Annotated in this window: 19 protein-coding genes and 4 tRNA genes; 3 read left to right on the forward strand and 20 right to left on the reverse strand. The window is 31.5% G+C overall.

Annotated features, from left to right (window positions below; all coding sequences use genetic code 11):
- Position 1 precedes the first annotated feature (1 nt).
- On the reverse strand, positions 2–1,558 hold the full coding sequence (secD, locus tag DZ68_RS0105490; protein ID WP_024787636.1) for a protein translocase subunit SecD: 1,557 nt from the start codon (positions 1,556–1,558) through the stop codon (positions 2–4).
- Positions 1,555–1,860 carry a preprotein translocase subunit YajC gene (yajC, locus tag DZ68_RS10095; protein ID WP_024787637.1) on the reverse strand — a complete coding sequence of 102 codons (306 nt, stop codon included), beginning with the start codon at positions 1,858–1,860 and terminating at the stop codon, positions 1,555–1,557. The genes secD and yajC overlap by 4 nt, the downstream gene beginning before the upstream one ends.
- On the opposite strand from yajC, the gene DZ68_RS0105500 reads away from it, so the two are divergent.
- Complete coding sequence (locus tag DZ68_RS0105500) at positions 1,806–3,104, forward strand: apolipoprotein N-acyltransferase (RefSeq protein ID WP_084021790.1); 1,299 nt, start codon at positions 1,806–1,808, stop codon at positions 3,102–3,104. The two genes, yajC and DZ68_RS0105500, sit on opposite strands and share 55 nt — an antisense overlap.
- A 237-nt stretch (positions 3,105–3,341) precedes the next feature.
- Here DZ68_RS0105500 and DZ68_RS0105505 read toward each other — a convergent pair.
- The 11 genes from DZ68_RS0105505 to DZ68_RS0105555 form a co-directional block, all read right to left on the reverse strand.
- A tRNA-Asp gene (locus DZ68_RS0105505) sits at positions 3,342–3,418 on the reverse strand.
- Between the two features lie 15 nt (positions 3,419–3,433).
- Positions 3,434–3,509 (reverse strand) — tRNA-Val (locus tag DZ68_RS0105510).
- A gap of 18 nt (positions 3,510–3,527) precedes the next feature.
- Positions 3,528–3,603 (reverse strand) — tRNA-Glu (locus DZ68_RS0105515).
- A 4-nt stretch (positions 3,604–3,607) separates the two neighbouring features.
- Positions 3,608–3,683: transfer RNA gene (locus DZ68_RS0105520), tRNA-Lys, on the reverse strand.
- Positions 3,684–4,067: 384 nt separating this feature from the next.
- The gene (locus DZ68_RS0105525; protein ID WP_024787639.1) at positions 4,068–5,483 is read right to left on the reverse strand and encodes a BatD family protein; all 1,416 of its coding nucleotides are present in this window, start codon (positions 5,481–5,483) and stop codon (positions 4,068–4,070) included.
- Position 5,484: 1 nt separating this feature from the next.
- Positions 5,485–6,207: a lipopolysaccharide assembly protein LapB gene (locus tag DZ68_RS0105530; protein WP_024790878.1), complete on the reverse strand. Its 723-nt coding sequence runs from the start codon at positions 6,205–6,207 to the stop codon at positions 5,485–5,487.
- Positions 6,204–7,007, reverse strand: a complete 804-nt coding sequence (locus DZ68_RS0105535) for a VWA domain-containing protein (RefSeq protein ID WP_024787641.1) — start codon at positions 7,005–7,007, stop codon at positions 6,204–6,206. The genes DZ68_RS0105530 and DZ68_RS0105535 overlap by 4 nt, the downstream gene beginning before the upstream one ends.
- On the reverse strand, positions 6,995–7,855 hold the full coding sequence (locus DZ68_RS0105540) for a VWA domain-containing protein (protein ID WP_024787642.1): 861 nt from the start codon (positions 7,853–7,855) through the stop codon (positions 6,995–6,997). The genes DZ68_RS0105535 and DZ68_RS0105540 overlap by 13 nt, the downstream gene beginning before the upstream one ends.
- Positions 7,848–8,210 (reverse strand): hypothetical protein, encoded by a 363-nt coding sequence (locus tag DZ68_RS0105545; protein ID WP_024787643.1) that lies wholly within the window; start codon positions 8,208–8,210, stop codon positions 7,848–7,850. The genes DZ68_RS0105540 and DZ68_RS0105545 overlap by 8 nt, the downstream gene beginning before the upstream one ends.
- The gene (locus DZ68_RS0105550) at positions 8,207–8,992 is read right to left on the reverse strand and encodes a DUF58 domain-containing protein (RefSeq protein WP_024790879.1); all 786 of its coding nucleotides are present in this window, start codon (positions 8,990–8,992) and stop codon (positions 8,207–8,209) included. The genes DZ68_RS0105545 and DZ68_RS0105550 overlap by 4 nt, the downstream gene beginning before the upstream one ends.
- On the reverse strand, positions 8,989–9,924 hold the full coding sequence (locus DZ68_RS0105555) for a MoxR family ATPase (protein WP_024787645.1): 936 nt from the start codon (positions 9,922–9,924) through the stop codon (positions 8,989–8,991). The genes DZ68_RS0105550 and DZ68_RS0105555 overlap by 4 nt, the downstream gene beginning before the upstream one ends.
- A 62-nt stretch (positions 9,925–9,986) precedes the next feature.
- Here DZ68_RS0105555 and DZ68_RS0105560 point away from each other — a divergent pair, with 62 nt between their 5' ends.
- Positions 9,987–10,421 (forward strand): glycine zipper 2TM domain-containing protein, encoded by a 435-nt coding sequence (locus DZ68_RS0105560; protein ID WP_024787646.1) that lies wholly within the window; start codon positions 9,987–9,989, stop codon positions 10,419–10,421.
- A 4-nt stretch (positions 10,422–10,425) separates the two neighbouring features.
- On the opposite strand, the gene DZ68_RS0105565 is transcribed toward DZ68_RS0105560, so the two are convergent.
- Genes DZ68_RS0105565 through DZ68_RS0105575 form a run of 3 tightly spaced genes read right to left on the reverse strand, consistent with a single transcriptional unit; the run spans position 10,426 to position 13,020 of the window.
- The gene (locus DZ68_RS0105565) at positions 10,426–11,598 is read right to left on the reverse strand and encodes a methyl-accepting chemotaxis protein (protein WP_024787647.1); all 1,173 of its coding nucleotides are present in this window, start codon (positions 11,596–11,598) and stop codon (positions 10,426–10,428) included.
- 1 nt (position 11,599) lies between these two features.
- The gene (locus DZ68_RS0105570) at positions 11,600–11,881 is read right to left on the reverse strand and encodes a hypothetical protein (RefSeq protein ID WP_024787648.1); all 282 of its coding nucleotides are present in this window, start codon (positions 11,879–11,881) and stop codon (positions 11,600–11,602) included.
- Positions 11,878–13,020: a SpoIIE family protein phosphatase gene (locus DZ68_RS0105575; RefSeq protein ID WP_024790880.1), complete on the reverse strand. Its 1,143-nt coding sequence runs from the start codon at positions 13,018–13,020 to the stop codon at positions 11,878–11,880. Before DZ68_RS0105575 ends, DZ68_RS0105570 begins: the two co-directional genes overlap by 4 nt.
- A gap of 193 nt (positions 13,021–13,213) precedes the next feature.
- On the opposite strand from DZ68_RS0105575, the gene DZ68_RS0105580 reads away from it, so the two are divergent.
- On the forward strand, positions 13,214–13,966 hold the full coding sequence (locus tag DZ68_RS0105580) for a transposase (RefSeq protein ID WP_024790881.1): 753 nt from the start codon (positions 13,214–13,216) through the stop codon (positions 13,964–13,966).
- A gap of 5 nt (positions 13,967–13,971) precedes the next feature.
- Here the strand turns inward: DZ68_RS0105580 and gap are convergent, their stop codons facing one another.
- The 4 genes from gap to rpsT all read right to left on the reverse strand — a co-directional run bounded on the left by gap (position 13,972) and on the right by rpsT (position 17,097).
- On the reverse strand, positions 13,972–14,988 hold the full coding sequence (gap, locus tag DZ68_RS0105585) for a type I glyceraldehyde-3-phosphate dehydrogenase (RefSeq protein ID WP_024787651.1): 1,017 nt from the start codon (positions 14,986–14,988) through the stop codon (positions 13,972–13,974).
- Positions 14,989–15,010: 22 nt separating this feature from the next.
- On the reverse strand, positions 15,011–15,427 hold the full coding sequence (locus DZ68_RS10100) for an NUDIX hydrolase (RefSeq protein WP_035907413.1): 417 nt from the start codon (positions 15,425–15,427) through the stop codon (positions 15,011–15,013).
- Between the two features lie 225 nt (positions 15,428–15,652).
- Positions 15,653–16,720 carry a peptide chain release factor 1 gene (gene prfA, locus DZ68_RS0105595; protein ID WP_024787653.1) on the reverse strand — a complete coding sequence of 356 codons (1,068 nt, stop codon included), beginning with the start codon at positions 16,718–16,720 and terminating at the stop codon, positions 15,653–15,655.
- Positions 16,721–16,824: 104 nt separating this feature from the next.
- Positions 16,825–17,097 (reverse strand): 30S ribosomal protein S20, encoded by a 273-nt coding sequence (gene rpsT / locus DZ68_RS0105600; RefSeq protein WP_024787654.1) that lies wholly within the window; start codon positions 17,095–17,097, stop codon positions 16,825–16,827.
- Positions 17,098–17,155: the final 58 nt, after the last annotated feature.

The raw sequence follows: 17,155 nt of genomic DNA on the forward strand, positions 1-17,155 counted from the left end.
TTTAAGCCTTCATTCCAAAGTGTTTTGGAGTAATTTTTTTACCACCTGAGAGTATGTATCCCCAAATGCCGTGTGTTCCGAGAATAGCTGTGAGCATACTGGCTATTATCCCCAAAGCCATGGTAATTGCAAAACCTTTAATTGTTCCGGTTCCGTATGCAAAAAGGGCAATCGCCGCAATCAAGGTTGTGATATTTGCATCAACAATGGCGCTCATTGCATTTTTATATCCGCCTTCAATTGCTGTTTTTATATGTTTGCCTTCACGGATTAATTCCCTTATCCTTTCATTTATAATTACATTTGCATCCACCGACATACCGACGGTTAATACAATACCGGCCATTCCGGGAAGCGTAAGCGTTGCGCCAAAAAGCGCCATTACGGCAATAATTAAAAACAGGTTTACAATAAGCGCGATGTCTGCAATAATACCTGCAAGGTTATAATACCACGCCATAAATATAACAACTATTACAAATCCGCTTATCAGTGCTATCATCGATTTTTTAATACTGTCTGCCCCAAGGCTTGCGCCTACGCTTCTTTGCTCAAGCAGTACCACCGGTGCCGGAAGAGAGCCGCTTCTTAGAGCTATGGCAAGAACATGGGCTTCTTCAGGGCTTCCTACGGTTATCTGGCCGCTTCCTCCTCCTATTCTCTCCTGTATGACAGGTGCTGAATAGACTTTGTTATCCACTACAATTGCAAGCCTTTTTCCTACATTTTTGCCTGTAAAATCTCCAAAAATCTGGGCGCCCTGAGAATTTAGCGTAAAGAAAATAGCAGGCTGGTTTGTTTTTTGTGTAAATCCAACGGTTGCGTCCGTAATCATGCTTCCGTCAAGTACCGGAGGGGTTTTTAACAGATATTTTCTATCAGGGTTATCTTTGCTTGGAAGCAGTATATCTCCGTATTTTGCAGCGTCTTTTTTAGTTATGGCTTTATGCTCGTCATCAACGGCATACAGCTCCAAATGTGCCGAAGTGGAAATCAGTTTTCTGACGGAATCTTTTTCTTTTTCAGTTTTTATTCCCGGAAGTTCCACCACAATTTTATCAATTCCCTGTTTTGTAACACTCGGTTCAGCTAAACCGAATGCATCAAGTCTGCTTCTTATTGTCTGAATTGCCTGATTTACGGCATCTTCTTTTGTTTTTTGAATTTCAGCCGGGGTTAGTTTAATAGTATATAAAACACTCTCTTTTTGAGGCTTTTTAATTATTTGAACACCTTTTAACTTTTTTAAAATTTTATCCATTTTAGCTTCGTCATCTTTATCTATAAGTTCAAAACTTAAAGCGTCTTTTTTAACTTTCAAACTGTCTATAAATATTTCTTTTTTATTTGTTATATATTTGATTGTGGATGCAAATGTTTTAATTTTGTTTTTAACGGCTTCATTCCCCTTTACACCCAAAACCAAATACATTCCTCCCTGCAAATCGAGTCCCAGATTGACTTTAGGATTTTTCCCTATAAATGAGGGAACGGTAAATGCCACTCCAAAAAGAGCGGCTAATATAAATATAACCAGTCTGTAATTAAGTTTTTTCATTTTTCAACTTCTAGTTTTCTAGCTATTGCAGCTTTATCTATTTTTACTTCAACACCATCGGCTATTTTGGCTTTGATAAAGCCTTCTTCGTTTTTTACCACTTCTGCGATAATTCCGCCTGTTGTGACAATTTTGTCACCTTTTTTCAGTTCCGCCACCATTGCCTTATGCTTTTTTGCCTGTCTTTGTTGTGGTAAAATTACAAGCAAATAAAAAATTGCAAATAATATAATAAGGGGTAATAGCGATGCGACTAAACTCGGTTGGCCTGCTGCCGGTGCTGCTGCGTATAGAAAATTCATGTGTATCCTTTTTTAAGCGATATTTTAACACAAATTCTTTGATTGTGGCAACTCTAATATCTTTACCTGTTTATTTAAACTTTTTTATGCTTAAATTTGGAATTAATGATAATTTTTTTACAAAATTTATTTTTACATTTATTTTGCTTTTGGCTTTTATTTCTTTTTTTTATATCAAACATTCTTTTTTCCAAACAGGATTTTTTATAGGAATTTTTTGGTTTTATTGGATTAGTCTTAGTTTCAGGTATTATAATTTAAGTTTTTTAATCCCTTTGGTAATTTTTGCAATAGGTGTTTTTTATGGGGTTGTTTTTTGGATTATAAAAAAAACAGAAAATTTTATAAAAAACAGTTATATGAAAAAAATTTACTATATTTTAGTATTTACTTTTGCCTTTGATTATTTAGCACCTTTTACATTTGACTGGCTGAAACCAGAAATATTATTTGTTAATTCTTTTTTCGGGATAGATAAAATTACGCTTTTAATTTTTTTTGGCGCAATTTTGTTTTATGAAATAGATAAAAAATTTTTACTTTTACTTATTATTCCGCTTTTTTTTATAAATTATGATGTTCCGAAAATGCCAAAAATTAAAATTTATCTGGCCAGTACTTATGTACCCCAGAATTTAAAATGGAAAAAGTTTTATATTCCTGTTGAAATAAAAAATAACTTTAATTTAATTAATAAAGCCATTACAAATAATTATGAAGCGGTTGTTTTACCAGAGAGCGCATTCCCTCTGTTTTTGAATCTACATCAGGATTTAATGCAGAAATTAAAAAATTTGTCTCAAAAAATTGTAATCATTACAGGGGCGCTTCATTATGAAAACCGTAAGTTTTTCAATTCAACATATATTTTTGAAAACGGTAAAGTTACTATTCTTGATAAGCATCTTCTGGTCCCTTTTGGAGAATATATCCCTCTTCCTTTTTTTCAAAAAGAAATCAACCATCTGTTTTTTGCTGACAGCAGCGATTTTTCCGTAAGTAAGAAATTTGGAGAATTTAAAATAAAAAAATTTAAATTTATTAATGCCATATGTTATGAGTTAACAAGCGAAAATTTATACAAATTAAAACCGAATTATGTGATTGGTATGAGCAATTTGGCATGGTTTAACCCTTCAATTATGCCGAGTATCCAGGAAATGCTTATAAAAATTTATGCAAAAAAATATAAAAAGGTGGTTTTTCATTCCATAAACGGGTTTAGAAGTCAAATAATTCAATGAATGGAAAATGAAGTGAATAGTAGCTAAGAAAGCAAGTTATATACCAATTGAAAATGGAAAATAATTAAAATGTTGAAATAATGAAAGTTTTATATTTTTTAAAGTAACTAATTGAGAATTGATATAACTAATTGAAAAGAAATATTAAGATAATAGACTAATATATAGTGACAGACACTCATAATAAAATTAATTATTAAAAATTTTACATTTTTCATTGTCCATTTTCAATTGTTATGGCGGAGCCGACGGGACTCGAACCCGCGACCTCCGGCGTGACAGGCCGGCATTCTAACCAGCTAAACTACGGCTCCGTATGATAAAATATATGGTGGTCGCTGCAGGGCTCGAACCTGCGACCCCCAGCTTGTAAGGCTGGTGCTCTCCCAACTGAGCTAAGCGACCGTAAAGTTTTTTGGAGATTGGCGTCCCCAACGAGATTTGAACTCGTGTCGCCGCCGTGAAAGGGCGGTGTCCTAGACCTCTAGACGATGGGGACCAAGTGGTGACCCGTGTTGGATTCGAACCAACGGCCCTCTGCTTAAAAGGCAGATGCTCTACCGACTGAGCTAACGGGTCAGTCATTTGTGGAGTGAAATTATAAGAAAAAAATATTTGCTTGTCAAGAAAAAACAAAATAGGCACTGACTAAATAATGGAAAAGTAAAAATATGACAGCGTAGCGGAATTTAGCGAAAATTTTGCGTTTAAAAAATTGCACCGAGCCCTTAGGGCTGCAGGCGTATGAAGTGCAAGTTTGCACAAATTCATCGCCGTGCGAGCCTAAAAACGACAAGCAGTTGTCGTTTTATTAACGGCTCTCCTGTTTGCAATTTTTAGCAAAATTTGAGCGGTGCATTAGCAAAATGAAGCTCTGAAGCTGCCATATTTTTATCTTTGTAGTTATTTTTGTATATTATTACCATTTACTCAGTGCCACAAAATAATACGGGTAAAATAAAATTAAAGAGATTTGATTATTTCTATAATCTCTTTTTTGTCTATTTTATTTTTTTCACCTTTATAAATATTGGCTTCAAGTTTTTTTAATATTTCATCTATTTTTTTGTTCCCGGCAAAAGGAAGCAATAATTGAAAAAGCTCTTTATTGTCTGCTTTTTTGATTTGTTCATAAATATCTTTTTTTGGAAATTTTATTTTATATAAACTTAAACTTAACAGCAGTGTAATTAAAACCCCTAAAACAAAAGCGATTAATATTAAAATATAATTTGTTTTATATACAATTTTTGTTTTAATTTTTACCGGATGGGTGAAATTTTCTGTTTTTGGCAGATTTATCATAGAATTTTCTATTTTTATATATAAAGGGTTGCTTTTTACTTCTTTGAATTTTCGGTTAAATTCCAATAATGAAACGGGTGAGAGATTAATATCTTTTGGGCTTAACACGGTAAATTCTTTTTGATAAACGCCGCAAAGTCTGTTATTTATAATTTTTGTTTTCAATACAGGTTTTTTTTCATATATTGTGGCGTTTTTTATATTTAATTTGAAATTTTTCATATCATAAAAATCTCCGCATCCGCTTATTTTCAATGTTATATGAACGGGCGTGTTTGCAAGCGCTTCTTTTTTGTCAGCACTTAATGTTATGTTAAAATCGCCCCAGATACTGTTTTGGGGAATCGGTTTTACTTTTAATTTTACTTCATTTGATACTATTCTTTTATATCTGATAAAAGCGGCTGAAAAGAAAGGGTCATCAAACGGGTTTTCTTTTTGCAAAATTCCGATATTGGCCAGAATAGGCCCTATTTCAAAAATTCCGCTTTTTTGAGGTATTATCAAAAATTTATATTCGGTTATTTTATAATTGTTTTTAATAAAAGTTTTGCTGGAAATTTGATTTATTAAAAAATCCTGAAGTGTAGGCCTTTGAATCTGAATACTCTGCGGATTTGCATCAATATTTTGGGAAAATTTAATGGTTAATATCCTTCCTTCCCCTAAGAAACTTTCATTTTTGTCTAAACTGAGAGTCAAATCATAGTTTTTATCATTTGTTTTTTCCAATTTATGAACGGTAATTTTTATCGGCTTTGTATAAAAGGTTTTGCCGTCTACAATAACTTTAAAAGAAGGTATTGTTATATTTTTTAAAGGATAAAAAATATAACTTCTGGAAATTTGTGTGTTCATTTTTCCGTTTATAATAGTCACATTTTCACTCTTTGCGCTTCCCTGCACTTTATATGGTCCTATTTGCGCAATATCCGGCATTTTTACATTTTTACCTTCCGCCGTGATTGTGAAAATTACTTCATCGCCTTCGGATATGTCAGTTTTGTTTACGTTTACGTTTACGTTTACATTTGCAAAAAGTAAAACCGCTATTAATAAAATAAATTTTTTCATTTTAATCCTTTAGAGGTATTATTAAAGAATTGAAATTTAAATTTTTTAATGTTTTTTCATAAAATTTCATTCTTAAATCTGTTGTATTGTTTTCTTTTTTTTGTGTTTTCATTTTAGCATTTTTTAATGAATTTTTTTCTAAATCAGATTTTTGCTGCTTTTTTTGCAACGGATTTTTGTTTTTTGATTTATTTGATTTATTTTTTGTTTGTTTATGTTCGGGTTTGTTTTGTTTTTTACCGGTAGCGTTTTTTTTGTTTTTATTAAGGTCTTTATTTTGGGAACTGTGTTTTTTTTGAGAATTTTTATTGTTTGAATTATTGTTTTTTGATTTATTTTTTCTTTTTTTAAGCAGTTTTTCAATCAGTTTCAGATTATATTCGGCATCTTTGTCTTTTTTTAAATTAATGGCTTTTTTATACATTTCAACAGCTTTATTAAATTCTTTTAATCTGACATATGCGTTTCCTGAATTGTAATATTTCTCAAAAAGTAAATTTTTATCTTTTATTTTTGAATAGAGTGTCAATGCTTTTTTATAATTTTTCGCTTTGTAATAACTGTTTGCCGCATCTAAAAGGGCTTTATCGGAATGGATTTTTTCATATTCTTTAGCCGCTTTTATATATTCTTTGTTTTTAAAATAATTATTTGCCTTAAGAATATGAAAAAAATCAAATGCAAATAAAAATTTAAACATAATTAAAAATATAATTATTCTCATCTTCTGCCTTTAAAAAGAGCTAAAAATATGAATAAAATCCCCAAAAACAGAGGATAATAAAACAGCTCTTTTTTGTCTTTTATTTTTATCACTCTTTTTTTATTTATTGAATTTATCATACTAGAGAGATTTTTAATATCAGTGTTCAGATAACTTGCATAAACTATTCCTCCGTTTGTAATCATGGCAAAATTTTCCATTGCTTTGTTTTGCTGTTTGCCTATAAAATATATAAAAACCTTAAGGTTTTTATTTTTTGCTTCCTCCAAAGCTTTTTTCGAAGCCGTGCTGTTAGTAAAAATCACCAAAACTTTAGGATTTTTAAATTCGTCTACCGTTTTTATCAGATTATAAAAGTCTGGGTAAAAAGAGGTTTGTATTTTAGGAATGTGTTTTAAAAGATAAACAATCGAATTATAATCACTGCTTAAAGGAGAGAGTAGATAAACATCTTTATCGAATAAAAGAAGCGAGACTGGCTCATAATTTAAATATTTTACAAATTTTGAGAATTTGTTTTTTGCAAATTCCAAATTGTTGGGGTAAAAATCATTTTTTTGCATATGTTTGCTTATGTCCAGCCCTATTATTACATTTGTTTTCGGAAGTTTGACATTTATATAGCCGTTGTTTATCACAGGGCGGCAAAGTGCTGTAACCAACAGTAAAAAGGCAATTAAAAAGAAATAATTTTTTTGGGAATAAACGGTTATTTTTTTAAGTGTGTTTAATTTTCTGTGTTTTAAAAAAAGAGAAATAAAACTTAACAGTATTAATGCCCACGGGTTTAAAATTTCCATTTAAGCTGCCTTTTGTAAACCGTTATTAATAAAAATAAAATTCCCAAAAAGAGAGGGTATTCGAAATAATAAATTTTATTTATTATTGTTTTTAATAATATACTGCTTTTTTCGAGCCTGTTTATTGTTTCATAAACCTGTTTCAGTTCATCTTTTGAAAATACGTCAAAAAATTTTCCTCCGGTTTTATTTGCTATCAACCTTAATGTTACAGGGTCTATTTCGTTTCCTATACCTACAGTGTAAACCCTGATTTTCTCTTTTTTAAGTTTTTTTAATGTTACGTCAATAGGGGTTATTGATGCGTTGTCCATTCCGTCTGTTACAAGTATTATTATCTTGTTTTTTGCGTGTGAATGTTTAAAAAGATTGTTTGAGAGAAACAGGGCGTCGTAAATAGCCGTTTTTTCTCCTGCGATTCCGGGATATATTCTTTTTAATATTTCATTTAATGCTTTTTTGTCCGGGGTCAGTGGTGAAGCAATATATGCAATATTTCCAAAAATAACAAGACCGACTCTGTCGTTTTTTCTTTTTTTTATAAAAGCTCTTATTACATTTTTTGCAATGTTTATTTTGTTAAACTGAGCCATCGACCCGCTTGTATCCAGATCAATTACAATATCGTAGCCTTTCTTTTGAATGTTGGTGATTATTTTTGTTTTTACGGGGCTGGCAAGTGCAATGCTTAAAAAAAGTATGCTCAAAAATTCCCATATATTGATAAATTTTCTGTTTTTTAAAATAAAAGCATTTGGAAAAATTATTTTATCGCTTCTCAAAGGGCATTTTAAACGGCAGAATATATAAATCAGAGGAATTATTAAAAACAAAGGATATTCAAACATGAATTTCCTTTATAAAATTTTTTAAATTTTGTTTATCTTCATTGCTTAAAGGCGGGACTTCTTTTTTGTATTTGTATTTTTCAAGCGAATTTACGATTTGCTGATATTTTTCTTTATTTTCTTCATTTATAAAAAACCTTGCAAGTGCGCTGAATTCATAAGCGGCTTTTTTTGAATCATTAAAATCGATGTTTTGAAGTTTTTTTAATATTTCTTTTTTAGGATTTTTCTTTTTCAGCTTTTTAAACAAAAAAAGAGTTATAAAAATTAAAATAAGTAAAATAACAGCTGCAAAAGCGCTAAATTCCCAATCTATTATTGTAACATTCGGTTTTATATCACGAATCGGAATCATTTAAAAAGCCTTATCAGTTTAGGAATGGGATTCTCATCTGTATAAATTTTGACAAATGGAATTTTCAGTTTTTTAAAATGCAGAAAATTCTGTTTATCAACTTTTTGAATATACATATTTATTTTTTTTGCATCACTGTTTGTAAAATTGACATTGACATCTTCTTTTTTTACAGGGTCAAACAGTGTTATATCTCCTCTGAAAGGGGGGTTTTCTTCCGCAATATCTCTTAATACGATGACGAATGTTTCATGCTTTAAATAACTTAAATCAATTTTTTCAAAAAAATCTCCTATTAAAATAAGAAGCGATTTTCTAAATTTGTTTAAAATTTTCAAATCTCCGGGGCAGGTGTTTAAAAAGTCGATATTTTTTATTTTTTGAGTATATGCAATATGGGTTTTTATATTTTTTGTAGGTTTGAAGATAACGGGGGTTTTTTCTAAAATAACCATCTCAACCCTGTTATCCTCTTTTATTGCCTCTATGCCCAAAAATTCAATTAAGCCCTGGAGATATTCGCTTTTTAATGTTTTTATTCCAAAATGCAGACTCGGTGTGGGAAGAATGGCGATTATAATTCTAAGTTCCCTTTCTTCGTCATATTCTTTTACAAGCGGCTTATTTATTTTGGCGGAAATTTTCCAGTCTATTTTTTTTGCATCTTCATTGAATCCGTATTCCCTGAATTCCCTGAAATCAAGTCCTTCACCTTTAAAACGGCTTAAATTGCGGCCCTGAAGGATGGAAAAAATTCTTTTTTTTGTTTTAAATTTAATCATGGCAAAGGAATACTCTTTAGTATTTTTCCTATGATTTTATCTTCGTTTATTTCATCGATTTCTGCTTTATAGCTTAAAACAAGCCTGTGTCTTAAAATATCGGGTGCTAATTTTGCAATATCGAGCGGTGTTACATAATCTTTGTTCTGTATCATGGCATAAGCCCTTGCGGCATTAAAAAGTGAAATAGTTGCTCTCGGAGACGCTCCGTAATCAATGTATTCTTCGATATTTATATTATATTTTTCAGGGCTTCTTGTAGCTTCAACAATTTTAACAATATATTTTAAAACTTCTTCATCCATATGAATTTCTTTTATTTTATCCCTGAGGGCTAAAATGTCTTCTTTGTCCGCCACTTTTTTAACTTCTTTTTTTAAATCGAGTCTTTTAATAATTTCCATTTCTTCTTCGAAACTGTTGTATCCTATAACTATTTTCATTAAAAACCTATCAAGCTGTGCCGCCGGAAGAGGGTAGGTACCTTCTTCTTCGATCGGGTTTTGAGTGGCAATTACCAAAAAAGGCTCATCTATTTTATATGTATTGTTCCCTATTGTTACCTGGCGTTCCTGCATAACCTCCAAAAGGGCGCTTTGAACTTTGGCGGGTGCACGGTTTATTTCGTCTGCTAAAAGTAAATTTGTAAATGCCGGTCCTTTTTTTGTTTCAAATTCATCTGTTTTGGGATTAAAAATTTCTATTCCTGTAATGTCACTTGGGAGTAAATCCGGGGTAAACTGTACCCTTTTAAAATCCAGATTCACTGTTTTTGAGAGTGTGTTTACACTTGTCGTTTTTGCAATACCGGGTACGCCTTCTATTAAAAGGTGGGAGTCTGTGATTAACGCCAAAAGCATTGAGTCTATAAGTTTTTCATGGCCTACAACAATTTTTTGGATTTCTTCTTTTATTTTTTGTATAATCTCCATTAGCGGCCTTTTTTTATTATAATTTTAAATCAAATTAATTAAAAACAAATTAAGGAGTGGAAATGAAAAAATTAATCTTTGCGGTAATTGCACTGTTTATGTTTAGCGGATGTACACAAATGTATAATTCAAACGAAGTCGATTTAGAACAGACAAACGGGATTTATACTTATCAAAAAGGGCGCGTAACAGATGTCAGACTGGTTACAATAAGAGACAATGGAAGCGGTACAATGATTGGAGCACTGGTCGGAACAGTATTAGGCAGTATGTTTGGACACGGCAAAGGAAATGCCCTTACAACCCTTGCGGGAGGACTCAGCGGTGCGTATGTGGGAACTCAGGCGGATAAGGCAAACGGTGAAGAGCTTTATATCCATTTGAACGACGGAAGGGATATAGTGACAATAGTAAAAGGTGTTGCTTTTGGTAAAGGGGAATGCGTAAGGGTTGTATTTAACGGGAACAGAATTTTAAGGGTAGAGCGCTGTTATTAACGCTCTATATTTTAAATTTTGATAGTTCTTTTAATAATTTCTGAAGAGCGGATTTTAATGAATTTGTTACACTTGAAATTGTTTGGGATATTTTAAGGTTTGTATCGGAAATTTTTGTTAATGTGTCGGTGTTGTTTAGAAGCTGTTTTGAATAATGGGACATTATTGTTACGTTTTTGGTGGCTTCTTTTGCATAGTTTATATTTTCTTTGTTTATATCCAATATTTGAGTCAATTCTTCTTTTATTTTTGTTGTTTCATCTGCAACTTTGTTCATTTTTTTAGAATTGTTATTAATCTCGCTGGATGTTTTTTCTATTGTGGAAGTAATCGTTTTTACAATATTTTCTATATCCCTTAAACTTTCTGTGCTTTTTTCCGCAAGTTTTCTTACCTCATCTGCAACAACTGCGAATCCTCTCCCGTGCTCACCCGCTCTTGCCGCTTCTATTGCCGCGTTAAGGGCAAGTAATTCTGTCTGTTCTGTTATTTCGTTTATTATTTTTAATACATTTTTTATTTCATCCGTTTGGGCATTCAGATTGGTTAATAAATCATTTAATTCTATTTCTTTTGTGTTTATTTCCAATATTTCGTTTATTTCACCTTCAAGCGAAATTGCGAAATTTTCCAGAAAATCCGCTGTTTTTATCAATGTTTCCGTTGTAAAAGAGACAGACTCTTCCGTTTTATCCAGATGTTCCCCGAGTTTATTTGAAATGTCTGCTATGTCTTTGGCCTCTTTGTCCGTCTGGGCAATTGTTTCTTTTAATTCGAAGGTAACTTTTTCGAGCTGATTTGTATTGGTTCTTATTGTAGAACTTATTGTTTTAATATCTGTTATAACATTTTTTACATTATTAATAAATTTATTTATATAATCAGCCGCAAGTTTTATTTCATTTTGCTGTTTTATAATGATCTGTTTTGTTAAATCGCCTTCCCCTTCACTCAGTTCTTTTGATACGCTGATATATTCCCTTACAGGTTTTACAACATATATTTCCAATAAATAATAAGCCGCTATCTGGATAACAACGGCTATTATCAAATGTTCCCCGGCTGTTTCCCAAAAATGGGCATAATCAACCATATATGTGTATATTAAAAGAACGGCGCTTGTCAGTATATTGATAATAAGAAGCTTTATATTAAAATCTTTAATAATGGAATGCATTTTATATCCTTTTGACATTAAAAGTTTTTGTAAGATTTAAATCATCAAGCATTTCGTAAAGAACAGGGTCTTTTACTTCAAGAATAACTTTTTTTTCCATATCTGTGAGTTTTAAAAGTTCTCCTATAATACTCGAAGGCAGAGAAAAGCTGTCTTTTATTTTAACAATAATACTGTCTTTATCGCTCAAAGAATAAAGAGCGTTAATTATTTTTTCCGCATCTTCGATGGTTGTGATATTCCCTTCTATTGTTAAAATATTGTTGTTTATACTCAAATTCATTTTGTTTCCTTTAAAAAAATTTTTATTTTATTGCCTTTTTCATTTATAAAAATTCCGTCGCTTAAATTTCTGATAATTTTAAAACCTTTTCCGTGATGTTTCAAATGCAAGGCGTTTGAAAGATTTTTTCTTTCAAATCCTTCTGTGTTGTCTTCGTAAAGTAATTTTAACATAAATTTATTTTTATAAAGTTTTATTTTGATTTTATTGTTTATATTTTTGAATTTGGGGAAATTTTTTATTAGGGCGTTTTCTTTTTGTTTTTTTGTATTTATTTTTAAAACGGAATGTTCTATAACATTCATAAAAATTTCATGTAAAATAAAAATTATTTTTTCTTTTTGGGGTAAAGAACTAAGCTCTATTTCTTTTAGTGTATCATCTAAATTTTGCTGTGATATTAAAATCTCTTTTTCAAAAATTTTATCCATTATAAAATCATCTTTTCTCATCATAAAAATACTGATATCATCTGTCTGGGCAGCTTTTTCATTAAAATCTCTGATTATGTCTTTTAAAAAAACGGCATTATCAAAACTTTTTAAAAATTCGGAATAATAAACACCGCTTTTGTTTTTCAATATTGATTCAATCAGTCCGTCGCTTGTTGAAACCATTTTTTCAGGGTATTTAAAAACATCAATATTAAAATTTTTTGTTTCCTCCCTGATAGGTAAATTATTTGCTTTTATTTTTCCTTTTTCTGTAAAAATAGGCGGCTGTCCGAAATTGGCATATAATACTTTGTTGTTTTTTATATAAATAAATTTTGCACATAAGATTTCATTGTCTATTAAAATTGATTTTACATAATTTATAAAATCTCTTAAAAGTTTTTCAAAATTAAAATCATTGTATTCCAATGCTTTCTTTAAAGAATGTCTGACAAAACTTATTGAGTTAATTGCACTCAATGCTGCTGAAATTCCTTTTCCCATTGCATCAACCATAACACATAAATATTCATTTTCTTTTATAATCTTAGAATATATCATATCTCCGTTTAATGTGTCTTTCGGTTTAAAATATACATCAAAAAGTATATCTTTTTCAAAAAACATTTCAAGTTCGTTTTCTGTGAGTTTCAGTTGTTTTTTTAATGCGTTTTCTTCCTGTTTTTTTCTATAATCAAGCAGCATAAAATCCCTTTTGGTTTTAAGATATAAAATAATAACAAATTATGTTATACTTTCATTAGTGACAGACACAATATTAAGTGAGTAGTGAGTAGTAAAAATTAAAGTGCAATTTATAACTCAACATTCATAATTAACAATATTAACAATTTACTACTCACCATTTTTCATGTTTTTACCATCTTAAAGGAGTAAAATGGCAAGAAAACCGAGAGTAAATGACCCTGGATTTTATCATATCGTCAACAGAGGTGTAAACGGGGCGGAAATTTTTAATGAAAAAGAAGATTTTTATAAATTTTTATCACTGATGTTAAAAACAAAATATGATTATGACATTACATTTCATGCTTTTACAATTTTGCCAAATCATTATCATTTGTTAGTGCAAACGCACAAAGCAAATTTAAGCGAAGCCATGAGGCTTTTAAACAGTGCATATGCCGCATGGTATAACTATAAAAGCAACAGAATCGGGCATTTGTGGAAAGGAAGGTTTGACAGTTTTATGCTTTTTAATAAAGAGCATTTTTGGAAGATTGTAAAATATATAGAAAGAAATGCTTTTGTATTGGGACTTGTGGATGACATAACAAAATGGGAGTATCAGTCTTTGTATTTAAGAGAGCATAAAACAAAATTCAATGAAATTATTGAGGGAAGTAAAATATTAACAAAACCTGTTGACGAATATATAAAATGGCTAAATAAACCTCTCGAAAAATTTGAACTTGAGGAAATTTATAATGAGCCTAAAATTGTTAAAACAGAAGACGGCAGCCTCAAAGTAATCAGAAAAAAAATAGGTGATTTTTTTAATGAATATAAAGATAAAGCAAAAGCCGTAAGAGAAGCCAAAAAAGCAGGATACAAATATACAGAAATTGCAAGATATTTAGGTGTTAATAATGCATATATTCAAAAAATTTTAAAAAATAAAGAGGGTTAATCCTCTTAAAGTTTTGAAGCTACGAAATCAGCTAATTCTAAAAGTCTTCCAGAATATCCAAATTCATTATCATACCAAGCAAATACTTTTACTTTATTACCGTCAACTACCATTGTTGAAAGTCCGTCAATAATGCTTGAATGAGGATTATTGATAATATCAGTTGAAACCACTTCATCATAAGTGATTTCTAAAATTCCTTTTAAGTATGAATTCATAGCTTCTTCAAAAGCTTTATTTACTCCTTCTTTTGTTACGTTTTTTTTAAGTGTTGCAGAAATATCTGTAATTGCAACATCAGGAGTTGGAACTCTAAGAGCTAATGCATTCATTTTGCCTTGTAGTTCTGGAATAACTTTTGTTGTAGCAATAGCCGCTCCTGTTGTTGTAGGGATTATATTTGCAGCAGCAGCACGTCCACGTCTATGTTTTCCTGGATTTTTTCTGTCAACTATAGCCTGAGATGAAGTATATGAATGAACAGTTGTAACAAGTGCACTTTCAATTCCGAAACTGTCATTAAGTACTTTGATTGCCGGTGCGAGTGAGTTTGTTGTGCAGCTTGCATTTGAAATTACGTCATGTTTGGCCGGGTCGAACCAGTCCTGATTTACACCAAGAACTACTGTAAGTTCAGCATCTTTACTCGGGGCTGATATAAGCACCTTTTTTGCTCCGGCCTTTAAATGTCTTGCAGCATCGTCCCTTTTTGTAAAATGGCCTGTACATTCTAAAACAATATCAATTCCAAGCTCTTTCCATGGAAGTTTTTCGGGGTCTCTTCCTGTAACTAATTTAATTTCTGCATCCCCAACTTTTAATGTATCTTCAGTATAGCTGATATCAGCCGGAAATTTACCATGTACTGAATCATACTTTAGCATATATGCCAAATCTTCCGCTGTTCCGCTTCCCCCGTTTGCCGCAACTATTTCAATATTTTCAGGTTTATTGATGACATAATGCCACAATACCATTTTTCCGATTCTTCCAAGTCCATTTATTGCTACTTTTAATGCCATAATTCATCCTTTTTTTTATTAATTATATCATATTTAAAAAATCTTTTAAGATTTTTGAATGGTCAAATACTAATTTTTCAAAAGGAATTTCTTCAAGTTTAAAAATTTTACATTCTTTTGCGTCATCCCCGGCTTTGGGCATATCAAATGCCCTGCATATAAAAACCGTACTAGCGGTATGAAGTCTTGGATCTCTATTTGGATTAGAGTAAATTCCAAGAAGTTTTTTTATTTTTATATCTAAAGAAGTTTCTTCTTTCATTTCACGCTTTAGAGCATCTTCTACACTTTCCCCATAGTCTACAAAACCACCGGGGAGAGCATATCCAAAAGGAGGATTTTTTCTTTTAATTAACACAATCCCGCTAAATTCCGGATTAAAAATTTTAATAATCCCGTCAACCGTTAAAAAAGGGGTTGGCCTAACCCAATGTGGAATGTTTAATTTTTTTGCTTCTTCACAAATTCTTAATTTTCCACCGTGTCCGTTTTTCAAACGGCCAGGTGAGCTTAATTCGCTTTGCTCATTTTCGCTCATTTTCCATTCTCCTAAACTTATTTTTTTGGCACTTGGCAATTCACAACTCACAACTCACCACCCCGCCGCTTTTCAAGCGGCCGGCCATGCTCACAACTCACCACTCACCACTCACAACTCACTATATTATAGCCCCGCTTCTTTTAATGCTTCTGCCTGATAATGGGTTATAAGCGGGTCGATTATCTCATCAAAAAGCCCCTCGTTCATAATTTGTTCTAGTTTGTATAATGTAAGTCCTATTCTGTGGTCGGTTATTCTGTTTTGAGGATAGTTGTATGTTCTTATTCTTTCACTCCGATCTCCGCTTCCAACCTGACTTTTCCTGTTTTCTTTAGTTTCGGCCAGTCTTTTTTCTTCATAATATTCGTAAACCCTTGCTTTAAGTATCTGCATGGCTTTATCTTTGTTTCTCTGCTGGCTTCTTTCATCCTGCATAGATACTGTTATTCCTGTGGGGATGTGGGTGATTCTGACGGCACTTTCCGTTTTGTTTACGTGCTGTCCCCCGGCCCCTCCGGCTCTCATGACATCAATTCTCAAATCTTTTTGATCAATTTCCAAATCCACATCGTCAATTTCCGGCATAATGGCAACTGTTACAGCGGAAGTGTGTATTCTCCCCTGAGATTCGGTTTCGGGAATTCTTTGAACCCTGTGGGTTCCGCCTTCATATTTAAGGCGCGAGTAAGCGCCTTCACCTTTTATTAATACAATAACCTCTTTGAAGCCTCCCATGTCGTTTTTGCTTTCACTTACAATTTCTGCCTTCCAGCCTTTATTCTCAGCATACCTGAGGTATGCTTTTAATAAATCTCCCACAAACAGGGCCGCTTCATCCCCTCCGGTTCCTGCTCTTATTTCAAGGAAAATATTTTTATCGTCATTTGGGTCTTTTGGAAGTAAAAGAATTTTTATCTCTTCTTCAAGTTTTGGTAATTTTTCTTCAGCTTCTTTTAACTCTTCTTTTGCAAGTTCCGCCATTTCAGGGTCATCAAGCATTGATTTTGCCTCTTCAATAGTATTTATGGTTTTTTCATATTCTTTTGCTTTTTGGGTAATTTTTTCAAGATGTTTTGCTTCGCGAGAAAGTTTTGTCATTTTTTTGATATCTTTTGTTATTTCGGGCGAGCTTAATTTTTTATTTATTTCATTGTATTTATCAACAAACGGTTTAAGTTTATCAAGTAGCATTTTTATTCCTTAAGAGTTAAAAGTTAAAAGTGAAAAGCGAAAAATAGAATTTCACCTTTCATTTTTAACCTGAAATAAATTAAAATAAAAAAAGAGGGGGAAATTTATGCGCTTGGTTCTATTGATTTTACTAAATGATGGAGTCTGCTTATTTTTCTTTTTGCTGTATTTTTCTTTAAAATACCTTTATTGATATAACCCTGGAATTTTTTGTTTGCAACTTTGAACGCATTAAAAGCTTCCTCATAATTTCCCTCAGCCACTGCGTTTTCTATTTTTTTAGTAATTGTTTTTACTCTTGTTTTAAAATATCTGTTTCTTTCAGTTCTTTTTTTTGTTTGTCTAATTCTTTTTAGAGCTGATTTGTTATTTGCCATTTATATCCTTTTTTGAAGCGTATTTTATAAAAATTTGGTAAAATTTGCAAATTAATTT

The sequence above is a fragment of the Lebetimonas sp. JS085 genome (assembly GCF_000523295.1).
Classification (GTDB): Bacteria; Campylobacterota; Campylobacteria; order Campylobacterales; family Nautiliaceae; genus Lebetimonas.